Below are 22278 nucleotides of genomic sequence, written 5' to 3' on the forward strand. Positions count from 1 at the left end.
TCGCCCGGCCCGCCGGCGGGGCGGCCCCTGGGGCCCCACGGCTGCGTGCAATCGCAAGGCGGTGGGGGCACCCCCGGACGAAGTCTGGGGGAGTGCGTGCCAGGCGTCGCGGGGTGGGGGCACCCTCCCAGGCGAAGCTCTGGGGGAGGGACTTCTAAAACACGTCCTAGGGTGGGGCGTATGCGAGCAGCGCAGAACCCCAGGCCCGGCGGCCGTGTTACCGCGTTCGTCACCGCGCTCGGCGCGACCCGCGGCGTCTACGAAGCGCTGCGCAGGCGCGCGCCGGGAGACCCCACCCAGTGGCAGCGCAAGAACTACGCGGGCCGCACCGTCGACCTCTACGCCGGGCCCGCCGCGGCGGTCGGAGCCGCGCTCGGGACCGTGCCGGCCCGGACCCGGGGCGCGGCAGGGCTCGCGGTGGTCGCGGCCGGGGCGTGCGGGGCGTACGACGACATCGCCGGGGCCGGTGACCCACGCCGCGGGTTCCGGGCGCACCTGGCCGCGCTTGGGCAGCGCGAGGTGACCAGCGGGGTCGTCAAGCTGTTCGGGATCGGGGCCGCCGGGCTCGCCGCGGGCGCGCTGCTCAAGGAGCGGCCGGCCGACAAGCTGCTCGCCGGGATCGTGATCGCCGGCACCGCGCACCTAGTGAACCTCGTGGACGTCGCCCCGGGGCGGGCCGCCGTCGCCGTGCTCGGCATCGGCGCGCCCGGGCTGCTGCGGGGCGGCAGCGCGGGCGCCCTCGCCGCGGCTCCCATGGGAGCCGCCGCCGCGATCCTCACGGAGGACCTGGGCGAGCGGACCATGCTCGGCGACACCGGCGCCCACGCCCTGGGCGCGGCCCTCGGCGCCGCGATCGCCGCGGGCAACGGCCGCGCGGGACTGGCCGTTCACGCGGCGGTCCTGATTGCCGCGGCGGCGTACGGGGACGAGGTCAGCAGGCTCGCCGGATCCCCCATGTGAGTGATCCCACGACACGTCCGCCCGGTACCTGACACGGCCGCGACATACCGGCGGTGCCGGAACGTGCGTACGGGCTGGCATCCTTGGCGCGTGACACAGCTGCGTACGGTCCAGGTGCTGGGCGGCGGCAGTGCGGGCAGCAGCGCGCACGTCAGGTCGCTGGCCGCGGGGCTGGTGGCGCGGGGCGTGCGGGTGACGGTGTGCGCGCCCGCCGAACTGGAGCACCTCTGCGACTTCCCGGGAGCCAGGGCGCACTTCGCGCCCGTGCCGCGTCGGAGCGACCCGGCGGCTGTCGGGGCGCTGCGTGTGGCGTGCGCGGGGGCCGACGTCGTGCACGCGCACGGGCTGCACGCCGCCGTACGCACCACGCTGGCGCTCAGGGGGCAGCGCGTGCCCCTCGTCGTCACCTGGCACACGCGCTCGCACGACGACGGGGCGCTGGCGCGTGGTCGGGTGCTGCGGCTGCTGGAGCGAAGGGCCGTGCGGGCGGCGGCAGTTGTGCTCTGCACCTGCTCCGAACTGGTTGACCGGGCTCGCGTCCGCGGCGCCCGTGACGCCAGGCTCGCACCGGTCGCGGCGCCGGCGCCGCGGGGTGGGGCCGGCGCGATCGAGGGCAAGGCGCGGGCCGAACTGGGCGTGGTGGACCGGCCGTTGCTGATGGCCGTCGGCAGCCTGGAGCCGCGCCGGGGGTACAGGACGCTGCTGGACGCGGCGCGGTTGTGGCGCGGCCTGGACCCGATGCCACTGGTGGTGATCGCGGGGGAGGGACGGGAGCGGGGCGCGCTCCAGCGCCGCATCGAGGCGGAGGAGCTGCCGGTGCGGCTCATCGGCCGCCGCGACGACATCGCCGACCTGCTGTCGGCGGCGGACGTGGCCCTGCTCACGAGCCGCTGGGAGGCCCGCTCCCTGCTCGCCCAGGAGGCGCTGCGCCTGGGCGTCCCGCTGGTCGCGACGGCGGTCGGCGGGGTGCCGGAACTGGTGGGCGAGGCGGCGGAACTGGTCCCCTACGGCGACGCGGCCGCGCTGGGCGAGACGGTGGCACGGCTGCTGGGGGACGCGCGGCGGCGGGAGGAACTCGCGGCGGCGGGGCTGGCGCAGGCGGGGACGTGGCCAACGGAGGACGACACGATTGCGCAGGTGCTGAGCGTGTACGACGAGGTGGTGGCGGGACGGGGCGCCTGACCCTGGGAGCGGAGCCTGACCGCACACCCGCACCTCGGGCCTGACCGCACACCCGCACCTCCGCACCCCCCCGGGGCCCGTCTCACCCTCACGGCACGTGACGCCTCGCCCTCAGTGCCAGGCTCAGGGCCAGCACCGTCTGGGGGTCGTCCAAGTCCGTGCCCAGGAGTTCCGAGATGCGGGCCAGACGGTTGTACAGCGTCTGGCGGTTCAGGTGGAGTTCGCGGGCCGTTTCCGCCTTGCGGCCCGCGTGGGCCAGGTACGTCTGCAGCGTGGGGAGCAGCGGGGGGCGGGACGCCCGGTCGTGTTCGCGCAGCGGGCCGATCGCGCGGTCCACGAAGGCAGCCAGGTCCGGGTGGTCCCGTAGGCGCCACAGGAGCAGGTCGATGTCCAGGCGGCGTGCGTCGTACCACGGGCGATGGGACAGGCCCTGCGCCGCCGTCGCCGTTTCCGCCGCGTGGCGCAGGCCCGCCGATGCCGCCGCCCAGCCGCCCGCCATGCCGACCACCACGACCGGCGGGTGCGCGCCGGCCCTCTCCAGGCCGGCCCGTTCCACGCCCGCTCGCAGCGCCGCAGCGACCCGGTCCGCGACCGCCGTGCGTTCGGACTCGGAGCGCAGGCCCAGCAGCAGCGGAACCCGGCCCTCCACGGGGCGTACGCCCAGCAGCACCGGTACGCCCACCGAGGACAGCTCCTCCAGCACGGCCCGGGCCAGCAGCGCCCAGTTCCCGGAGGGGGAGAGCTCGGTGGCCAGGCGCATGACGACCGGCAGCAGCGGTCCTTCGCCCGGTTTGAAGCCCAGGACGCGGGCCTGGGCCGGCGCGTCCTCCGCCGTGATGCGGCCCTCCGCCAGGTCCGTCAGGAAGTCGCCGCGGCCGCGCGCCGCCAGTTCCTCCTCCTGGCGGGCCTGCATCAGGACGACCGCCAGCAGCCCGGCCGCCCGCTCCGCCGCCATCCGGTGCACCGTGAGCAGCGGGGAGCCCACGGTCGGCAGCACCAGCCGGGCACGTACCGAAGCCGCCCCCTGCCCGCCACCGGGGACGTCCACCAGGACCGTTCCGGCCGGCGGAGACTCCCGCGCCGCCCGCTGCCCGCGCAGTCCGTCCCACACCTGGAGCGGATCCGCGCCGGCCTGCCCCGACTCGGAGGCCGTCGCGTACAGCAGCTGCCCGTCGGCCGTCTCCAGGAAGACGGGGTTCGCTGTGAAGTCCGCGAGGATACGCAGCACTTGGGGCACCCCGCCCCCGCCGAGCAGCGCGTCCGTACACCGCCGGTGCACATCCTCGGCCTGCCGCAGCAAGGCGTAGTGTCCATTGACGATCTCGGTGTGGATCTCCTCGGTCACCGAGACGAAGGCGACCTCGCGGTGCAGCTGCACCAGCGGCAGCCCGGCCGCCCGCGCCGTCTCCACGATCGCCGCGGGCAGCCGGTCGAAGCGCGGCCCGAGCTCCACCACCAGCGCGGCGATCCCGCGGTCGGCGAGCCGCCGTACGAAGGCACGCTGCTCGGCCGGCCGGGCGCCCAGGCCCAGGCCCGTGGTGAGCAGCAGCTCGCCGCCCTTCAGCAGGGAGGCGATGTTCGGCACCTCGCCGGCGTGCACCCACCGCACCGTGCGCTGCAGCCGGTCCGCGCCGGCGACGACCTCCGGAAGACCGCCGCGCAGCCCGGGCAGCTCCAGCGCCCGCTGCACCGTGATTCCACCTTGGGTCTCCACTGACTCTCGCCTCGCGAATTCACTCGGGCCGGACGGGTGACGCCGCCGTGGACGAGGGGCGGCGTCACCCTGGGTTCGGACGCTACCGTGCCGGTCAGTTGGGCGATTGTCAGGCCCCCGACGGTTACGGCTGGTGTCACGCGCCGTTCGGCGAGGCCGGTTGGATGTTGTGGTTCAGCCGGAACACATTGTCGGGGTCGTACTCGGCCTTGACCGAGGCGAGCCGCTTGTAGTTGTCGGCGCCGAAGCTGGACACCACCCGCTCCCGGCCCTCCTGCCCGATGAAGTTGAGATACACCGTGCCGCTGGACCAGGTCGCGAAGTCGGCCCGGACGTCGCGGACCCACTGCTTGCCGCGTTCGTCGTCCAACGGGCTGTCCCAGATGCCGAAGGGATGGACGGCCCACGGCGATGCGCGCCACGGCACCGGATAGTCCGCCCGGCCCCGCGCCACCGCGCCGCCCATCGGGAAGAGGATGTGCTGCGAACTCGAGGGCACCGGCATGGCGGAGGCATGGGAGCAGAAGACGTCCACTGCCTCGTCCGGGAAGCTCTCCAGATACTCGGCGGACCAGTAGTTCCGCATCCCGGGCGGGTCGTCGAGCATGCACTGCAGTTCCGCGTACGGAAGCTCCGCGATCACCTCTGACTCGTGACCGAGCCCCAGCAGCGGCTCGACGACCTCGCGGGCCTCCGCCTCCCTGCCCGTGTAGGTGACCAGCGCCGTGAGCATGAGCTCACCCACCAGCTGCTCGGGGACGAACGGCTCCGGCGGCCCGGTGAGGTAGATGCAGCCGCCGCCGGCCTCATCCGGGGCGGATTTCCCGAAGTCGCGGAAGGCTTTCAGCACTTCGGGTCCGGCCTCCGGCCGGAACACCAGCATGACCATGCTCATCGCGGGCAGCTCGTGCAGTTCCAGGGTGACCGAGGTGGCCACGCCGAAGTTGCCGCCGCCGCCGTGCAGCGCCCAGAACAGCTCCTGGTTCTCGTCCTCACTCGCGTGCACCGTGCTGCCGTCGGCGGTCACCAGCTCGGCGGCGAGCAGATTGTCGCAGGCCAGTCCGTACTTGCGCTCCAGCCAGCCCGATCCGCCGCCCAGCGTGAAGCCGCCCACGCCGGTGGTTGACGCGCGGCCGCCCGTGGTCGCCAGATCGTACGGCTGTGTCGCGCGGTCGAGATGGCTCATGGTGGCGCCGCCGCCGATGCGTGCCGCACGCGAGTCGGGATCGACGCTCACGGTGTGCATCCGGCGCAGATCGATCACGATCCCGCCGTCGGTCAGCGACATGCCCGCGACACTGTGACCGCCGCCGCGGACCGCGATCTGAAGGCCCTCGTCTCTCCCGAAGCGGATCGCCCGGGCCACATCCGCCTGCGTCTCGCACTGGGCGATCACGGAGGGCCGCCGGTCGATCATGCCGTTGAAGACCGCGCGGGCCTCGTCGTATCCCTTGTCACCAGGGGTGATTGCTTCCCCGGTCAGTTTCTCGCGGAAACCGGCCAGAGCCGGGTCCGCTATGCCTTGGGGCGCCATAGTGGCCCCCTTTCGAGGGCGCGAGGGGACCTTCTCATCGTAGTCCCGTCGGGCGGGACGTGATCAGTCGGGGAGAAGGCCCTGCCGCGCCGCCGGGCTATCCTCCGTACGCTCCCGAAGCCGTCAGCCGCAGCGCCGTGTCGATCAGTGGAACGTGGCTGAACGCCTGCGGGAAGTTCCCCACCTGACGCTTGAGCTTCGGATCCCACTCCTCGGCCAGCAGCCCCAGGTCGTTGCGGAGCGACAGCAGCTTCTCGAACAGCCGCCGTGCCTCGTCCACCCGCCCGATCATCGCCAGGTCGTCGGCGAGCCAGAACGAGCAGGCGAGGAACGCGCCCTCGTCGCCCTCGAGGCCGTCGACGCCGGCCTCCTCGCCTGCCGTCGGATAGCGCAGTACGAAGCCGTCCTCGGTCGACAGCTCCCGCTGGATGGCCTCGATCGTTCCGATGACGCGCTTGTCGTCCGGCGGCAGAAAGCCCATCTGCGGAATCAGCAGCAGCGAGGCGTCCAGCTCCTTGGAGCCGTACGACTGCGTGAAGGCGTTGCGCTCCTTGTCGTAACCCTTCTCGCAGACATCGCGGTGGATGTCGTCGCGCAGCTCACGCCACCGCTCGATCGGCCCGTCCGCGTCCCCGGACTCGATCAGTTTGATGGTCCGGTCGACGGCTACCCAGGCCATGACCTTGGAGTGCACGAAGTGCCTGCGCGGCCCGCGCACCTCCCAGATGCCCTCGTCAGGCTGGTCCCAGTGCTTCTCCAGATAGCGAATCAGTTTGAGCTGGAGGAGCGAGGCGTAGTCGTTGCGGGCCAGACCCGTCATATGGGCCAGATGCAGGGCCTCGGTGACCTCGCCGTACACATCCAGCTGAAGCTGGTGGGCGGCGCCGTTCCCGACCCGGACCGGGCCGGAGTTCTCGTAGCCGGGGAGCCAGTCCAACTCGGCCTCGCCCAGCTCCCGTTCACCCGCGATCCCGTACATGATCTGCAGGTTCTCCGGGTCGCCGGCGACCGCGCGGAGCAGCCACTCGCGCCAGGCACGGGCCTCCTCGCGGTAGCCGGTGCGCAGCAGCGACGACAGGGTGATCGCCGCGTCGCGCAGCCAGGTGTAGCGGTAGTCCCAGTTGCGTACGCCGCCGATCTCCTCCGGCAGCGACGTCGTCGGCGCGGCAACGATCCCGCCCGTCGGCGCGTACGTCAGCGCCTTCAGCGTGATCAGTGAGCGGACCACGGCCTCGCGGTAGGGCCCGTGGTACGTACAGTGCTCGACCCACTCCCGCCAGAAGTCGGCGGTCGCCTCCAGGGAGCCTTCCGGGTCCGGCAGCGCCGGCGGCCGGTGGTGCGAGGGCTGCCAGCTGATCGTGAACGCGATCCGCTCGCCGGGAGCGACGGTGAAGTCGGAGTACGTGGTGAGGTCCTTGCCGTACGTCTCGGTTTCGGCGTCCAGCCACACCGAGTCGGGCCCGGCGACGGCGACGGTGCGCCCGTCAACCTTGTGGACCCACGGCACCACACGCCCGTAACTGAACCGCATACGCAGCGCCGAGCGCATCGGCACGCGCCCGCTCACGCCCTCCACGATCCGGATCAGCTGCGGCGCACCGTCACGCGGCGGCATGAAATCCGTCACGCGGACCGTGCCGCGCGGTGTGTCCCACTCCGATTCGAGGATCAGCGAGTCCCCGCGGTAGCGGCGCCGGTCGGCCGTCGGCGGCTCGGCCTCCGCGGCGTGCGCAGGCCCCAGCCGCCAGAAACCGTGTTCCTCGGTGCCGAGCAGGCCGGCGAAAATGGCATGCGAGTCGAAGCGGGGTAGGCACAGCCAGTCCACTGTGCCGTCCCGGCAGACCAGGGCAGCGGTCTGCATGTCTCCGATAAGTGCGTAATCCTCGATGCGCCCGGCCACGTGCATCTCCAGTCGAACGGCCATGTCCGCCCCGCAGGGCGCTTACTGCAGTCAAGGGTCGTTGACGAGCCCTGCTCGATGCGCTTCGCCCGCGCCCTTTACATCGCTCGGCAGCGAGTGTCCGAGCAGGATACGACGCACCCTGATGATCCGCGCGGCTGTCTCGGCAACCTGACACGGCCGAACGGGTGAGCCAAGGGTGAGCCCTCGCTGAGGGGCGTGTCCACTCAGAGCATGACTGGCCGGAAGCAGTCACGCGCTGTCGCTGATACCCTGGTACCCCGTGGACCGGTGGCCGTCCTGTGTGAAACAGGGGCCCCGAAACCGCAGCGACGGCACCCCCCGACCCCCTCGGAGGCAGGCCGGTACGCACCTCACCTCGCGACCACGGGAGCCCCCTCTTGGCGATGCCGCCCAAATCCATGACGACCAAGCACATCTTCGTCACCGGGGGTGTCGCCTCCTCCCTCGGCAAGGGCCTCACGGCTTCGAGCCTGGGCGCGCTGCTCAAGGCACGGGGCCTTCGGGTCACGATGCAGAAGCTCGACCCGTATCTCAACGTCGACCCGGGCACCATGAACCCGTTCCAGCACGGTGAGGTGTTCGTCACCAACGACGGCGCCGAGACCGACCTGGACATCGGGCACTACGAGCGCTTCCTCGACGTCGACCTCGACGGCTCGGCCAACGTCACCACCGGTCAGGTCTACTCCACGGTCATCGCCAAGGAGCGGCGCGGTGAGTACCTCGGTGACACCGTCCAGGTCATCCCGCACATCACCAACGAGATCAAGCACCGCATCCGGCGCATGGCCACCGACGACGTCGATGTCGTGATCACCGAGGTCGGGGGCACCGTCGGTGACATCGAGTCGCTGCCGTTCCTGGAGACCGTCCGCCAGGTCCGCCACGAGGTCGGCCGCGACAACGTCTTCGTCGTACACATCTCGCTGCTGCCGTACATCGGCCCGTCCGGCGAGCTGAAGACCAAGCCGACCCAGCACTCTGTCGCCGCGTTGCGCAACATCGGTATCCAGCCGGACGCGATCGTGCTGCGCGCCGACCGTGACGTGCCGATCGCGATCAAGCGCAAGATCTCGCTGATGTGCGACGTCGACGAGGCGGCCGTGGTCGCGGCCATCGACGCCAAGTCGATCTATGACATCCCCAAGGTGCTGCACACCGAGGGCCTCGACGCCTATGTCGTACGCAAGCTGGACCTGCCGTTCCGCGATGTCGACTGGGCCACCTGGGACGACCTGCTGGACCGCGTCCACAATCCCGACCACGAGGTCACGGTCGCGCTGGTCGGCAAGTACATCGACCTGCCCGACGCCTATCTCTCGGTGACCGAGGCGCTGCGCGCCGGAGGCTTCGCCAACAAGGCCCGCGTCAAGGTCAAGTGGGTCACCTCCGACGACTGCAAGACCCCGGCGGGCGCGCAGAAGCAGCTCGGCGACGTCGACGGGATTCTCATCCCCGGCGGCTTCGGCGACCGCGGTGTGACCGGCAAGGTCGGCGCGATCACCTTCGCCCGCGAGAACAAGATCCCGCTGCTCGGCCTCTGCCTGGGCCTGCAGTGCATCGTGATCGAGGCCGCGCGCAACCTCGCTGAGATCCCCGAGGCGAACTCCACCGAGTTCGACGCCGCCACCGCTCACCCGGTGATCTCCACGATGGAGGAGCAGCTTGCGTACGTGGAGGGCGCGGGCGACCTGGGCGGAACGATGCGACTCGGCCTCTACCCGGCGAAGCTCGCCGAGGGCTCGATCGTGCGCGAGGTCTACGGCGACCAGCCGTACGTCGAAGAGCGCCACCGCCACCGCTACGAGGTGAACAACGCCTACCGCGCCGAGCTGGAGAAGAAGGCGGGCATCCTCTTCTCGGGCACGTCCCCCGACAACAAGCTCGTGGAGTACGTCGAGTACCCGCGCGAGGTGCACCCCTACCTGGTCGCCACCCAGGCGCACCCGGAGCTGCGCTCCCGCCCGACCCGCCCGCACCCGCTCTTCGCGGGCCTGGTGAAGGCCGCGGTGGAGCGCAGGACGGGCAAGTAATCACAGGCGATACGGTTGCCGGGGTACGGGGCTTTTGGGTTCCCGTACCCCGGTTTCTGTTGTGTGTGGTGGGAGGACGTTTTCATGACCGTCAAGGACACGCCCGAGGAGTGGCACGTCGCCGCTACCGCGACGCCTTTCCGGGGTAACAAGACCAGCGTCCGCACCGACGACGTGGTCATGCCCGACGGCACGATCGCGCGGCGGGACTATCAGGTTCACCCCGGCTCGGTGGCGGTACTCGCGCTCGACGACACGGGCCGTGTCCTCGTACTGCGCCAGTACCGGCACCCCGTGCGCCACCGGCTCTGGGAGATTCCGGCCGGCCTGCTGGACGTGCCGGGTGAGAACCCGCTGCACGCCGCGCAGCGCGAGCTGTACGAGGAGGCGCACGTCAAGGCCGAGGACTGGCGGGTGCTGGCGGACGTCTACACCTCGCCGGGCGGCTGCGACGAGGCCGTACGGATCTTCCTCGCCCGCGATCTGTCGGAGGCCGAGGGCGAGCGCTTCGAGGTCTCGGAGGAGGAGGCCGACATGGAGCTCGCGCGGGTACCGCTCGACGAGCTCGTACGTGGCGTGCTCGCCGGTGACCTGCACAACTCCTGCCTCGTCGTGGGCGTCCTGGCGGCCACCGCCGCACTGGCGGGCGACGGCTTCGACACGCTGCGCCCGGCCGAGGCCCCCTGGCCGGCCCGCCCCTTCGAGGCCTGAGCCAGGTCCGAACGGGGCCTTGTCTGACGATCTGCTGATCCGATCGGGCGATGCCCCCGCCACGCTCCGCAGGGATCGTCGCAGAGCGTGAACTACGCTCGGAACGCCCGTGCGGAGTCCCGGCGGGCTCGGCTCGTGCGCGGACTGGACGGGAGCGTGGCCCGTGGCGGATCAGGCGGTGGACTTGGGCGGCCAGGCCGGGGCGTCCCGGGACCAGTTCTTCGGGCGTCAGCGGGAGTTGAAGTCCCTGCGGGCCGATATCGAACGGGCCGGCCTGAACACCTTGTCCGGACGCAAGGCACCCCGCGCCCGCGTCCTCCTGATCGCCGGGCGCCCCGGATCCGGTCGTACCGCACTCGCCGAGGAACTCGCCTTCCGGCTTGCCGCCGACTATCCCGACGGGGTGCTGCGCGTCCGGCTGACCGAACCCGGCGGGCGGCGCGTCCCGATGGACTCGGCCGCCCGCGAGCTGCTCGACTCCCTCGGCATCGCAGCGCCGCCCGGCGCCGGCGAGGACGAGCTGACCGAGATGGTCCGCGAGGCACTCGCGGAACGCCGGATGCTGCTGCTCCTCGACGACGCCGGTGACGCCGAGCAGGTCGACCCGCTGCTGCCCGACAACCCCGACTGCCTGGCCGTGGCGGTCTCCGAGGGGCCGCTGACCGGCATCCCCGACGTACGGCCGTGCACGCTCGGCGGGATGGACGCGAAGTCCGCGATCGAACTGCTCAGCACCTTCACCGGGTCGGTGCGGATCACCGTCGACCCGCAGGCCGCCGAGTCCATCGCCGAGGAGTGCGGCGGGCTTCCCGCAGCCCTGGTCCTGGTCGGCGGCTGGCTCGCAGCCAGGCCGAGGGCGTCCGTCGCCGACGTGGCCAAGCGGCTGCGGGGAGTGCCCGACGACGGGGCGCAGCCCAGGGGCGCAAGGCCACTGGCCCGGGCCTTCCGGCTGGTGTACGAGTCTCTGCCGCAGTCGGCCGCCCGGATTTTGCGACTGCTGGCCCTCGCGCCGGGCGGGCTTGCCGACGCGCACACCGCGTCCGCGCTGGCCGGCTGCTCGGTCCCGGCCGCGCAGTCGACGCTGGACGACTTCGCCACCCTCGGCCTGCTGCACTCGGTGGGAGTCCCCCCGCCGGAGGCAGAGGGAGGGCAGTACGTGGTGCCGGGGTGTCTCCTGCCGATGCTGCGTGCCTTGGTGGAGAGGCAGGACCGGCCTGCCGAGGTGCAGCTGGCCCGGGCCCGGATGCTGGAGCGGACCGTACGTCAGCTGCAGTCTTGCCGTGCCATCACTGAGCCGGACGGCTCCCCGGCGCGCAAGAAGCTGACCGGGCTGCCGAGCGCGCTGCGTTTCCCGAACGCGCCCGTCGCGGCCGAGTGGCTGAGCGCGCGGCTTCCCGCCCTGCTGGCATCAGCGCGCCTCGCGGTCGAGGACGGCGGGCTGGACACCCTGGCGCACCGGCTGGTTGCGGCGCTGGTCAGGGCGCTGGCCGCGCATCGCGGCACCGAGGCCGCCGCTCCCGAGCTCTACGGCCTGCACCAGCTGGTCCTCGGCGTCGCCGAGCGGCGCGGGCTGCACCGGGAAGAGGCAGCGGCCCTGCTCAATCTCGCCGATCTGGACGCGCAAACCGGCCGCACCGAGGCGGCGCTGGCCCGCTACCGGGCCGCACTGAACGCCGGACGGGCCGCGAACGATCCGTACGCGACCGGTCGCGCGATGGAATCCGTAGGCGGCGCCTACCAGGAATTGGGGGACTGGCAGCGGGCCGCCGACTGGTACGGACGGGCGCTCGCCCAGCGTCAGGCGCGCGGCGAGCGGGCCGATGAGGCACGGCTGTACGGCCGGCTCGGCGCCGTGCACACCTACGCCGGCCGGTACGGCGACGCGCTGCGCAGCTGGCGGGCCGCGGTGGCCGGCTACCGCAGAGCGGGCGATCTCCCGTCCCAGGCACGAGCGTTGAGCGAGGCGGCTCGCGTACAGGAATATGCGGGCCGGCCGGAGGAGTCCTTGCACACCTGCAAGGAGGCGGTGGACTGGGCGCGGCAGGCCGGGGACGTACGGCTGCAGGCAGCTCTGCAGCTCAGGCTGGCCGACACCCTCGACCGGCTGGGCGATCCGGCGGCAGCCCGGCTGCACCGCTCCGCTGCGGAAAGACTGCTCGGAGAGAAGGGTTCCACCTACGAAATCCGTAGCACTTCAGCCAAGGATTGATGCTTTGTAAGGCTAGACAGCTGAAAATCCTTCATTAGACTGGCTCCGCCACGTGTTCTCGTGGTGTCATCCGGTGCGTCGTGCGTATCCGGGTATGTATGGCAATGCCTCCTGTATCCCCTGAGCCAAGGACCGTGATCGACGTGAAGGTCGGCATCCCCCGCGAGGTCAAGAACAACGAGTTCCGGGTGGCGATCACCCCGGCCGGCGTGCACGAGCTCGTGCGCTATGGCCACCAGGTCTTCATTGAGCAGAACGCCGGTGTCGGCTCCTCGATCACGGATGACGAGTACGTCGCCGAGGGCGCGCAGATCCTGCCCACCGCGGACGAGGTCTGGGCCACCGCCGACCTGGTGCTGAAGGTCAAGGAGCCCGTCGCCGAGGAGTACCACCGCCTCCGCAAGGACCAGACGCTCTTCACCTATCTGCACCTCGCCGCGTCCCGCGAGTGCACGGACGCCCTGCTGGAGTCCGGCACCACCGCCATCGCGTACGAGACGGTGGAGACCGCGACCCGCGCGCTGCCGCTGCTCGCCCCGATGTCCGAGGTCGCGGGCCGGCTGGCCCCGCAGGTCGGCGCGTACCACCTGATGCGCTCGGTCGGCGGCCGTGGTGTGCTGCCGGGCGGCGTCCCGGGCACGGCGCCCGGCGAGGCTGTCGTCATCGGCGGTGGTGTCTCCGGCTGGAACGCCACGCAGATCGCCGTCGGCATGGGCTTCCACGTCACCCTGCTCGACCGTGACATCAACAAGCTGCGCGAGGCCGACAGGGTCTTCGGTACCAAGGTGAAGAAGATCGTCTCCAACGCCTTCGAGCTGGAGAAGGCCGTCGTCGAGGCGGACCTCGTCATCGGCGCCGTTCTCATCCCGGGCGCCAAGGCCCCGAAGCTGGTCACCAACGGGCTCGTCGCCAAGATGAAGCCGGGAAGTGTACTTGTCGACATTGCAATCGACCAGGGCGGCTGCTTCGAGGACTCGCGTCCGACCACCCACGCCGAGCCGACCTTCATGGTCCACAACTCGGTCTTCTACTGCGTCGCCAACATGCCCGGCGCGGTGCCCCACACCTCCACCTACGCGCTCACCAACGCGACGCTGCCGTACATCGTGGAGCTCGCGAACCGCGGCTGGGTCGAGGCGCTGCGCCGCGACCCGGCGCTCGCCAAGGGCCTCAACACCCATGACGGCCAGGTCGTTTACGGCCCGGTCGCCGAGGCCCACGGCCTTCAGAGCGTCGAACTGAGCGCGCTCCTCGGCTAGGCGTCAACGGCGTCGTCAACGTCACTCCCACGGCCGGACCTTGCCGGGCATGGTCCGGCCGGACGTGTATCCGACCGGTTTGCGACGCTCGCTCAACTCGCGTCGAACGTAACCCTTTAACCGTTTCGCGCACCCCCGAAACCTGAGGGCCAGGTCACGCCGGGAGTCCTGAGCACTCTTGACAGAAGGGTGTTCGGTTGCCGACACATCCGGCCGGGTCCGGCGGATTGTGTTGCTGCGGACCGGTGACACGCCATAGAGTCGCCAACCGTCGGCATGGTGCCACGCTGACCTATCGATAAAGTTTCCTGGTCACGTCCAAGGAGGTAAGACGACTTGTGAATGAGTCGACATTTACTCCCGGGGGTGGTCAACCAGGTATGCCTGCGAGGGGCCGGGTCCCGTCAACAGAGCAGCCCGGGCTCGAGGCTGTCGGCTCCGTCGCTGTCCGAACCTTCGCGACACGCCAGCACACGACGCACATGACGACAGCCCACACGATGAAGATGATGGACGGCCAACACGTGAACGCCATGGCCGGCAACGAGAGTGGCCGAGAGTCCACCCACTTCGCCGCCTACGAGGAAGTCCCCGAGGGGCACTTCTACGACCCCGACGCCGAGTACGAGCCGGACCCCGAGTACGCGGCCACCCTCGCCCCTGACGCCGCGCGTCAGCGCCGTGAGCGGATCGGCCCCACCGGGCGGCCCCTGCCGTACTTCCCGATCCCGGGCCCGCTGACCGACCACGGTCCCGCGAAGATCATCGCGATGTGCAACCAGAAGGGCGGCGTCGGCAAGACGACGTCGACCATCAACCTGGGCGCCGCGCTCGCGGAGTACGGACGGCGTGTGCTGCTCGTCGACTTCGACCCACAGGGAGCCCTGTCGGTCGGCCTCGGCGTCAACCCGATGGAGCTCGACCTCACCGTCTACAACCTGCTCATGGAGCGGGGCATGGCGGCGGACGATGTGCTCCTGAAGACCGCGGTGCCCAACATGGACCTGCTGCCGAGCAATATCGATCTCTCGGCCGCGGAAGTGCAGTTGGTGAGCGAGGTCGCGCGCGAGTCGACGCTGCAGCGCGCGCTGAAGCCGCTGATGTCGGACTACGACTACATCGTGATCGACTGTCAGCCGTCGCTGGGTCTGCTCACGGTGAACGCGCTGACCGCCGCGCACAAGGTGATCGTGCCGCTCGAGTGCGAGTTCTTCGCGCTGCGCGGGGTGGCGCTGCTGACCGAGACGATCGAGAAGGTCCAGGAGCGGCTCAACCCCGACCTGGAGCTCGACGGCATCCTCGCCACGATGTACGACTCGCGCACGGTGCACAGCCGCGAGGTGCTGGCGCGGGTGGTCGAGGCCTTCGACGATCACGTCTACCACACGGTGATCGGGCGGACTGTGCGCTTCCCGGAGACGACGGTGGCCGGTGAGCCCATCACCACGTACGCATCGAACTCCGTCGGCGCCGCCGCGTACCGTCAGCTCGCCAGGGAGGTGCTCGCCCGGTGTCACGCCGAGTGAGTCTGCCCGGGGCCGACGAGCTGTTCCGTACGACCGGGGGCATGGCGCTGCAGGCCTCCTCCCCTGCGTCTCAGCGCCGCAAGGCGAACGGCGAGCCGAGGGTGCCGGCGCCGGCGGGGGAGAGCGATCCGGTCGGCGATGGCGCGGCCGAGCCGGCTTCGTCCTCCTCGTCGTCCCAGGAACACTCCGCGGCGGACGCGGACTCCTCAGCGGAAGGGCGCAGCCGGGGGACGGAGGCCGAGGCCGCGCCGAAGGCCCGTCGCCCGCAGGATGCGGCCTCTGCGGGAGCCGCCGCCGTGTCGCCGACCGGACAGACGCGCCGCCGGGGGCGTGGCGCGAACCGCCGGCCCAGCGGCCGCGAACGGCACGACGAGAAGATCACGGTCTATGTCTCGGCCGAGGAACTGATGGACCTCGAGCATGCGCGGCTGGTGCTGCGCGGCGAGCACGGGCTCGCCGTCGACCGCGGGAGGATCGTCCGCGAGGCGGTGGCGGTGGTACTGGCGGATCTTGAGCAGCGCGGCGAGGCGAGCATTCTCGTGCGACGTCTGCGCGGGCGCTGACGGTAGCCTGCGCGCTGCACTGCCTGCCCCTTTTGCCCCTGGACCGCGATGCCCCCGACCGATGACTCCGCCCTCCCCCAGCCTTCGGCCGGGGGGCACAGCCCGCTGCGCTCACCCCGCCGCTCGCTGGGCCGCGGCCCGGGCGCGGTGGGGGACGGTGCGGCGGGTGAGCTTGCCCCTGACTCGCCCCTTCCCGCTGTATCGACTGGCGGCTCGGCCGCGGGTGGGGGCGGGCCCCCGGACTCCGGCCGCCCGCTGCGCGGCGAAGACCAGGACCCCGGCCCGCGCGCCCCGGACGCTCCCGGCAGGCCGGAGGCCGGCCAGTGCGACACCCCGAGCGAGCCGGAGACGGGCGCTCCCGGCGGGGCCGAGGCCGTTGAGCAAGCCGCCGTCGGCGAACCCGAGATGCGGCCGGACGCGGCCGGGACCGACCCGCCCGGCGGGCCCGACGCCGCCCGGCCCGGCATCCCGAGGGCGCCGGACGCCCCCGTCGAGGCGGGTGTGGCCGGGACCGACCCGCCCGGCAAGGCGGACGCGGGCCGGCCCGGCGCCCCGGGCGAGGCCGAGGCCGTCGAAGGCGACCCCGCCGAGCAAGCCGTCGGCGATGGGCGGTTCAAGGTGCGGCTTGCCAACTTCGAAGGGCCCTTCGATCTCCTCCTGCAGCTGATCTCCAAACACAAGCTCGACGTCACCGAAGTCGCCCTCTCCAAGGTCACCGACGAGTTCATGGCGCACATCCGGGCCATGGGCGACGACTGGGACCTCGACCAGACCACCGAGTTCCTCGTCGTCGCCGCCACCCTGCTCGACCTCAAGGCCGCCCGGCTGCTGCCGACCGCCGAGGTGGAGGACGAGGCCGACCTCGCGCTGCTCGAAGCGCGGGACCTGCTCTTCGCGCGGTTGCTGCAGTACCGCGCGTACAAGCAGATCGCCGAGATCTTCAGCGCGCGGCTGGAGGAAGAGGGCAAGCGGTATCCCCGTACCGTCGGGCTCGAGGACCAGTACGCCGAGCTGCTGCCCGAGGTCGTCATCAGCATCGGCGCGGAGGGCTTCGCCAAGCTCGCCGTGAAGGCGATGCAGCCCCGGCCCAAGCCGCAGGTGTACGTCGACCACATCCACGCCCCCCTCGTGTCCGTGCGCGAGCAGGCCGAGGTGGTCGTGGCGCGGCTGCGGGAGGCCGGTGAGCTCAGCTTCCGGGAGCTCGCCGCGGGCGCGCCCGACACCCTCACCGTCGTCGCGCGCTTCCTCGCGCTGCTGGAGCTGTACCGCGACAAGGCCGTCGTCCTGGAGCAGGACGACGCCCTGGGGGAACTCGTGGTCAAGTGGACCGGCGGTGAGTCGGCCGGGAACGTCACCGATGAATTCGATTCTGAGGTTCGCCAGAACCAGGAGGAGGAGAAGGCGTGAGCGATCTCAAGCCCGCGCTCGAAGCGGTCCTCATGGTCGTCGACGAGCCGGCCACCGAGGAGCACCTTGCCAAGGTCCTGGAGCAGCCGCGCCGGGCCGTCGCCGACGCGCTGCGGGAGCTGGCGGACGAGTACACGGTCCAGGGCCGCGGCTTCGAGCTGCGGCTCGTCGCGGGCGGCTGGCGGTTCTACTCGCGGGCCGAGCACGCCGAAGCTGTGGAGCGCTTCGTACTCGACGGGCAGCAGGCCCGGCTCACCCAGGCCGCCCTGGAGACCCTCGCGGTCGTCGCGTACCGCCAGCCGGTCAGCCGTTCGCGCGTCTCGGCCGTACGCGGAGTGAACTGCGACGGCGTCATGCGCACTCTCCTCCAGCGCGGTCTGGTCGAGGAGGCGGGCGCGGAACCCGAAACAGGTGCGATCCTGTACAGGACGACGAACTACTTTCTGGAGCGGATGGGCCTGCGCGGCCTGGACGAGCTCCCGGAGCTCGCGCCCTTTCTCCCTGAGGCGGAGGCGATCGAGGCCGAGACGCAAGAGGGTGTGCCGTCGTTCGATCCGGACGCACCGGACACCGACGCAGACGACAAGACGGAATTTTGATGCGAAGCAGCGGCAGGAACAGCGGAAGCGGCAACCGGGACTCCCGGGGCGTCGGCGGGAACCGGGACTCCCGGGGCGCCGGCGGGAAGGGGCGCGACGACAAGCAGGGGCAGCGCCCCCGCCGCCCCCGGCCCGAGGAGCGCCGTTACGACGTGGGCGGTTCCACCGAGGAGGGCGGCCCCCGCAAGGGCCGCGGCGCGTCCGCGCGCGGCGGCGCCAAGGGCGGCCCGAAACCTGCGCAGAAGCCTCAGGGTTCCCGGCGCGGTGCACCGGCCCGCCCCCGTGAGCTCGACGCCAAGATCGAGCAGCGCAACCGGGACAGGTACGCCGACAAGCCGCAGATCAAGACCCCCAAGACGTTCCCCGGCGCCGAGCAGGAGGGCGAGCGGCTGCAGAAGGTGCTGGCCAGGGCCGGCATGGGCTCCCGCCGTGCCTGCGAGGAGCTGATCGAGCAGGCCCGTGTCGAGGTCAACGGCAAGATCGTCGTCGAGCAGGGGCTGCGCGTAGACCCGGACAAGGACGAGATCAAGGTCGACGGGCTGACCGTCGCCACCCAGTCGCACCTCTTCTTCGCGCTGAACAAGCCGGCCGGTGTCGTGTCGACGATGGAAGACCCGGACGGGCGCCAGTGCCTCGGTGACTACGTCACCAACCGCGAGACCCGTCTCTTCCACGTCGGCCGGCTCGACACCGAGACCGAGGGCATCATCCTGCTCACCAACCACGGCGAGCTGGCCCACCGGCTGACCCACCCCAAGTACGGCGTGAAGAAGACCTACCTCGCCGCCATCCAGGGCCCGCTCCCACGCGAGCTGGGCAAGCGGCTCAAGGACGGCATCCAGCTGGACGACGGCTACGCCCGCGCCGACCACTTCCGGGTCGTCGAGAACACCGGCAAGAACTACCTGGTCGAGGTGACGTTGCACGAGGGTCGCAAGCACATCGTGCGCCGGATGCTCGCCGAGGCCGGCTTCCCGGTCGACAAGCTCGTACGGACGTCCTTCGGGCCGATCGCACTGGGCGACCAGAAGTCGGGCTGGCTGCGCCGCCTGACCAACACCGAGGTCGGCATGCTGATGAAGGAAGTCGGCCTGTAACCACACCACTTCTCGAACGAAGCCCGCGGTCACCTTCGGCCGCGGGCTTCTCGCGTCTTGTGGGACAGGCCCGTTCGCCTTTATAGTCAACATGACTATTAAGGGGGCGGGCGTGAGTCTCTCGGGCGTCGTCGAACTCATCGGCTTCGGCAGCGGCGTGCTCCGCGTCCGGCTCGTCGCCCGCCGGCACATGGCCACCCTCGCCGTGAACGGCCGGTGGACCTGGACCCACGGGGGTGGACCAGGTTCCGACACCCTCCCGGTGTGCCGCACCCCGCGCACCGAGTGGACGTGGCCGCTCGCGGCGAGGGCGGTGGGGACCCTCGCGCCCCCCATTCCGGAGAAACGATGATGCAGGGCTACGACCCCGGCGCCTTCCCGCCCTTCGCGGTCACCGTCGACCTCGCCGTCTTCACCGTCCGCGAGGGACGGCTGCACGTCCTGCTCGTCGAGCGCGGGGAGGACCCGTACAAGGGCGCCTGGGCACTGCCGGGCGGCTTCGTACGGCCCAGGGAGTCCGCCGAGCAGGCCGCACGCCGCGAACTGGCCGAGGAGACCGGCCTGTCGCGAGAGACCGTCGCCGACCTCCACCTGGAGCAGCTGCGGACCTACAGCGACCCCGACCGCGATCCGCGAATGCGGGTCGTGTCCGTCGCTTATACCGCGCTGCTGCCGGATCTCCCGGAGCCGCGCGGCGGCGGGGACGCGGCGCAGGCCCAGTGGATGCCGCTCACCGCTGCCCGGCTCGCCTTCGACCACGACCGGATCCTCGCCGACGCGCACGACCGGATCGGCGCCAAGCTCGAATACACCTGCCTGGCAAGAAGCTTCTGCCCGCGCGAGTTCACGCTCGGCGAGCTGCAGCGGGTGTACGAAACGGTCTGGGGCGTCGACCTCGACCGGCCCAACTTCCGGCGCAAAGTCCTCACCACACCCGGCTTCGTCGAGGCGGTCGAGGGCCCGCCGCGCCGCACCGGCGGCCGCGGGAAGCCGGCCGCACTGTACCGAGCGGGTGCCGCCTCGGCCCTGCACCCTCCACTCCTGCGACCGGAAGGACGGCACGCATGACCGCCATGAGGACCACGAGGACCATCACCAAGCAAGCAGCCACCGGCTCGCTGATCGGGCTCGCGCTCGGGGACGCGCTGGGCTTCTTGACCGAGTTCAACGACGTGCCCCAGATCCTCGCCAAGTGCGGGCCGTGGCGGGAGATGGACCTGCCCAGGCCCGCGATCGTCACGGACGACACCCAGATGACGCTCGCCCTGGCGCGCGGCATACGCACCGCGATGGACCGCGGGCTGCTCGTCGCCTCCCGGCTGACCGGGCCGGTGCGCGAGGAGTTCGTCGAGTGGTACCACTCCCCGGAGAACAACCGCGCCCCCGGCCGTACCTGCCTGGTCGCCTGCCAGATACTCGACAGCGACCGGCCCTGGCACGAGGCCAGCCAGATCGGCTCCAAGGGTTGCGGCGCCAATATGCGGGTCGCGCCCATCGGTCTCGTACCGGGGCTGAGCGAGGAACAGCGGGCGGGCGCCGCGCAGTTGCAGTCGGCGCTCACCCACGGCCATCCGACGGCGCTCGCGGCGAGCGACCTCACGGCGCGCGCGGTGTTCCTGCTGGCACAGGGCGCGGAGCCGATGGGCCTGGTCGGCCAGCTGCGTTCGTACGCGTACGAGATGCGCAGCCACTACTACCACCACTGGCTCGGCGACCTGTGGACCTACTCCCACGACCCGACGCCCGAGGCGTTCATCGCGCGGGGGTGGGACGAGTGCCTGCAGGTCCTGGAGCGGCTCGCGACAGCGGTGCGCACGGCCAACGCGGAGACGGACCCGTGCCTGGCCACCGGCGACGGCTGGATCGCCGAAGAGGCCCTCGCCACCGCTCTGCTGTGCTTCCTTCTCTTCCCCGAGGAGCCGGTCACGGCACTGCGCCGAGCCGCCTGCACCAAGGGCGACTCGGACTCGATCGCCAGCATCGCGGGCGCTCTCGCCGGCGCGCATCTGGGGGCGGGCGCCTGGCCCAAGGAGTGGTCCGAGCGGATCGAGTACCGCAGCGACCTGATGTCGCTCGGGGCCCTCTGGGACTCTTGATCCATGACTGATCCGCTGACCGGCCCGCTGACTGATCCGCTCGACATGGGGCTCGGCCCCGTCGCCGACGAACAGTCCGACCCGCTGCTCTTCACCACCGTCTCCGGGGCGCATCTGTACGGATTCCCGTCCCGGGACTCGGACGTGGACCTGCGCGGGGTCCATCTGCTGCCCGTCGAGGAGCTGCTGGGGCTGAGCGAGCCGGAGGAGACCCGGTCCCGGATGTGGGACCGGGACGGCGTCGAGATGGACCTGGTCACGCACGACGTACGCAAGTTCGTACGGCTGATGCTGCGGCGCAACGGATATGTGCTGGAACAGCTGCTCTCACCGCTGGTGGTGCACACCTCGGACGCGCACGCGGAGCTGGCCGCGCTCGCCCCGGGCGTGCTCACCAGCCACCACACCCACCACTACCGGGGGTTCGCGAACACCCAGTGGCGGCTCTTCGAGAAGACCGGGGAGCTCAAACCGCTGCTGTACACCTTCCGCGCGCTGCTCACCGGCATCCACCTGATGCGCAGCGGCGAAGTGCAGGCTCATCTGCCGACCCTGCTCGGGGAGGTCGACGCCCCGGGGCATCTGCCACAGCTGATAGCGGCCAAGGCGGATGCCGAACACGGCCCCGCATCCGGCGTCGACCGGGAACGGGTGCGCGCCGACGTCAAAGCGCTGCACGAAGTCCTGGAGGAGGCGCGGCTGGCCTCGCGGCTACCCGACGAGCCCACCGCGTACGAGGCCCTGCGCGACTTCGTGGTCCGCGTACGCCTGGAGCGCTGACGCCCGGCGGGTGCGGAACAGGAAGTCCTCGACCCGCGCCCGGTCGGGCTCGGCCGGCAGTGGTGAGCCCGCCGCCGCCGCGGCGGCCTCGTCCGCGAGGCTCGTCATCCATGCCTCGACCCGAGGCCACGGCACTTCGCCCCGCTTGACCGCGAGCAGCCGCTCCCGGTCGGCGCCGACGTCGATGACCAGCTCGCCCGTACGCAGCAGATCCCGGCAGCTGCCGAGCAGCCGCAGCAGATGCATGGCGTGCTTCCAGCGCGGGGCGCCGTGCTGACGGACGTCCGCCTCCAGCTTCTTGCGCTGGCCCACCGCATAGCGCACGAACGTCTGGTGGGCCTGCCGGGACAGGAACGCGTCGCGCAGGGCGAGCAGTTCCCGGCCGGTGTCGTCGACGCGCTCGACGAGGGGGGAGTGCAGGCACTCCAGGACGTTCGGGTTGGCGCGCAGCGCGAGCTCCAGGAAGCGCTCCAGCTCCCAGGAGAACTGCTCGTCGGCAGGGCCATCGAGATGCGTCGGAGGCTTGTCGAAGCGCCAGTAGAGCGGGGCCGGGGCGAGAAAGACCCCGCGGCGGTCGGTGTCGCTGCCGTCCGTGGCCAGCCCGAAGGCGCGCGAGCCCATCACGCAGGAGTAGACGGTGTGGTCGCGGACGAGTGCTTCGGGCGTCACCTCGGGCGTCATGCG

The 22278-nt window shown here is 71.4% G+C and carries 18 protein-coding genes and 1 pseudogene; 15 read left to right on the plus strand and 4 right to left on the minus strand.

Going from position 1 to position 22278, the window contains the following annotated elements; all coding sequences use genetic code 11:
* Positions 1-180 precede the first annotated feature (180 nt).
* Both ACWDO5_RS16035 and ACWDO5_RS16040 read left to right on the plus strand, forming a co-directional pair.
* Complete coding sequence (locus ACWDO5_RS16035; protein WP_450530891.1) at positions 181-960, plus strand: hypothetical protein; 780 nt, start codon at positions 181-183, stop codon at positions 958-960.
* A 90-nt stretch (positions 961-1050) separates the two neighbouring features.
* Positions 1051-2142, plus strand: a complete 1092-nt coding sequence (locus ACWDO5_RS16040) for a glycosyltransferase family 4 protein (protein WP_450530892.1) — start codon at positions 1051-1053, stop codon at positions 2140-2142.
* An 88-nt stretch (positions 2143-2230) separates the two neighbouring features.
* On the opposite strand, the gene ACWDO5_RS16045 is transcribed toward ACWDO5_RS16040, so the two are convergent.
* The 3 genes from ACWDO5_RS16045 to ACWDO5_RS16055 form a co-directional block, all read right to left on the minus strand.
* Entirely contained in the window at positions 2231-3856 is a 1626-nt protein-coding gene (locus ACWDO5_RS16045; protein ID WP_450530893.1) for a PucR family transcriptional regulator, read from the minus strand.
* Positions 3857-3992: 136 nt separating this feature from the next.
* Positions 3993-5390 (minus strand): FAD-binding oxidoreductase, encoded by a 1398-nt coding sequence (locus tag ACWDO5_RS16050; RefSeq protein WP_450530894.1) that lies wholly within the window; start codon positions 5388-5390, stop codon positions 3993-3995.
* 97 nt (positions 5391-5487) lie between these two features.
* A complete protein-coding gene (locus ACWDO5_RS16055; RefSeq protein ID WP_450530925.1) occupies positions 5488-7290 on the minus strand; it encodes a glycoside hydrolase family 15 protein in 1803 nt (600 codons plus the stop codon).
* 407 nt (positions 7291-7697) lie between these two features.
* Here ACWDO5_RS16055 and ACWDO5_RS16060 point away from each other — a divergent pair, with 407 nt between their 5' ends.
* From ACWDO5_RS16060 to ACWDO5_RS16120, 13 genes and pseudogenes are all read left to right on the plus strand, one after another.
* Complete coding sequence (locus ACWDO5_RS16060) at positions 7698-9347, plus strand: CTP synthase (RefSeq protein WP_450530895.1); 1650 nt, start codon at positions 7698-7700, stop codon at positions 9345-9347.
* Positions 9348-9431: 84 nt separating this feature from the next.
* Entirely contained in the window at positions 9432-10058 is a 627-nt protein-coding gene (locus tag ACWDO5_RS16065; protein WP_450530896.1) for an NUDIX domain-containing protein, read from the plus strand.
* 163 nt (positions 10059-10221) lie between these two features.
* Entirely contained in the window at positions 10222-12267 is a 2046-nt protein-coding gene (locus ACWDO5_RS16070; RefSeq protein WP_450530897.1) for a tetratricopeptide repeat protein, read from the plus strand.
* Positions 12268-12410: 143 nt separating this feature from the next.
* Positions 12411-13526, plus strand: a complete 1116-nt coding sequence (ald, locus tag ACWDO5_RS16075) for an alanine dehydrogenase (RefSeq protein ID WP_450530926.1) — start codon at positions 12411-12413, stop codon at positions 13524-13526.
* Positions 13527-13906: 380 nt separating this feature from the next.
* Complete coding sequence (locus ACWDO5_RS16080) at positions 13907-15052, plus strand: ParA family protein (protein WP_450530898.1); 1146 nt, start codon at positions 13907-13909, stop codon at positions 15050-15052.
* Positions 15049-15615, plus strand: a complete 567-nt coding sequence (locus ACWDO5_RS16085) for a hypothetical protein (protein WP_450530927.1) — start codon at positions 15049-15051, stop codon at positions 15613-15615. Before ACWDO5_RS16080 ends, ACWDO5_RS16085 begins: the two co-directional genes overlap by 4 nt.
* A gap of 48 nt (positions 15616-15663) precedes the next feature.
* Positions 15664-17022 (plus strand): segregation/condensation protein A, encoded by a 1359-nt coding sequence (locus tag ACWDO5_RS16090; RefSeq protein ID WP_450530899.1) that lies wholly within the window; start codon positions 15664-15666, stop codon positions 17020-17022.
* A gap of 32 nt (positions 17023-17054) precedes the next feature.
* Entirely contained in the window at positions 17055-17621 is a 567-nt protein-coding gene (gene scpB / locus ACWDO5_RS16095) for an SMC-Scp complex subunit ScpB (protein ID WP_450530928.1), read from the plus strand.
* Positions 17621-18718 carry a pseudouridine synthase gene (locus tag ACWDO5_RS16100; protein WP_450530900.1) on the plus strand — a complete coding sequence of 366 codons (1098 nt, stop codon included), beginning with the start codon at positions 17621-17623 and terminating at the stop codon, positions 18716-18718. The genes scpB and ACWDO5_RS16100 overlap by 1 nt, the downstream gene beginning before the upstream one ends.
* 91 nt (positions 18719-18809) lie before the next feature.
* Positions 18810-19046 (plus strand): annotated as a pseudogene (locus ACWDO5_RS16105) (nicotinamide riboside transporter PnuC); the annotation flags it as partial.
* 20 nt (positions 19047-19066) lie between these two features.
* Positions 19067-19786: an NUDIX hydrolase gene (locus ACWDO5_RS16110; RefSeq protein ID WP_450530901.1), complete on the plus strand. Its 720-nt coding sequence runs from the start codon at positions 19067-19069 to the stop codon at positions 19784-19786.
* 5 nt (positions 19787-19791) lie between these two features.
* Complete coding sequence (locus tag ACWDO5_RS16115; RefSeq protein WP_450530929.1) at positions 19792-20814, plus strand: ADP-ribosylglycohydrolase family protein; 1023 nt, start codon at positions 19792-19794, stop codon at positions 20812-20814.
* 27 nt (positions 20815-20841) lie between these two features.
* On the plus strand, positions 20842-21594 hold the full coding sequence (locus ACWDO5_RS16120; RefSeq protein WP_450530930.1) for a nucleotidyltransferase domain-containing protein: 753 nt from the start codon (positions 20842-20844) through the stop codon (positions 21592-21594).
* On the opposite strand, the gene ACWDO5_RS16125 is transcribed toward ACWDO5_RS16120, so the two are convergent.
* Complete coding sequence (locus ACWDO5_RS16125; protein ID WP_450530902.1) at positions 21526-22275, minus strand: nucleotidyltransferase domain-containing protein; 750 nt, start codon at positions 22273-22275, stop codon at positions 21526-21528. The genes ACWDO5_RS16120 and ACWDO5_RS16125 overlap by 69 nt on opposite strands.
* Positions 22276-22278: the final 3 nt, after the last annotated feature.

Source organism: Streptomyces sp. NPDC000880 (genome assembly GCF_053599675.1).

Excerpts from the sequence above, each read along its gene's own strand:
- ACWDO5_RS16065 (WP_450530896.1), top strand. The coding sequence starts at position 9,432 with ATGACCGTCAAGGACACGCCCGAGGAGTGGCACGTCGCCGCTACCGCG.
- ACWDO5_RS16100 (WP_450530900.1), top strand. The coding sequence starts at position 17,621 with ATGCGAAGCAGCGGCAGGAACAGCGGAAGCGGCAACCGGGACTCCCGG.
- ACWDO5_RS16035 (WP_450530891.1), top strand. The coding sequence starts at position 181 with ATGCGAGCAGCGCAGAACCCCAGGCCCGGCGGCCGTGTTACCGCGTTC.
- scpB (WP_450530928.1), top strand. The coding sequence starts at position 17,055 with ATGGTCGTCGACGAGCCGGCCACCGAGGAGCACCTTGCCAAGGTCCTG.
- ACWDO5_RS16110 (WP_450530901.1), top strand. The coding sequence starts at position 19,067 with ATGATGCAGGGCTACGACCCCGGCGCCTTCCCGCCCTTCGCGGTCACC.
- ACWDO5_RS16050 (WP_450530894.1), bottom strand. The coding sequence starts at position 5,390 with ATGGCGCCCCAAGGCATAGCGGACCCGGCTCTGGCCGGTTTCCGCGAG.
- ACWDO5_RS16090 (WP_450530899.1), top strand. The coding sequence starts at position 15,664 with ATGCCCCCGACCGATGACTCCGCCCTCCCCCAGCCTTCGGCCGGGGGG.
- ACWDO5_RS16125 (WP_450530902.1), bottom strand. The coding sequence starts at position 22,275 with ATGACGCCCGAGGTGACGCCCGAAGCACTCGTCCGCGACCACACCGTC.
- ACWDO5_RS16080 (WP_450530898.1), top strand. The coding sequence starts at position 13,907 with ATGCCTGCGAGGGGCCGGGTCCCGTCAACAGAGCAGCCCGGGCTCGAG.
- ACWDO5_RS16060 (WP_450530895.1), top strand. The coding sequence starts at position 7,698 with ATGCCGCCCAAATCCATGACGACCAAGCACATCTTCGTCACCGGGGGT.
- ACWDO5_RS16115 (WP_450530929.1), top strand. The coding sequence starts at position 19,792 with ATGAGGACCACGAGGACCATCACCAAGCAAGCAGCCACCGGCTCGCTG.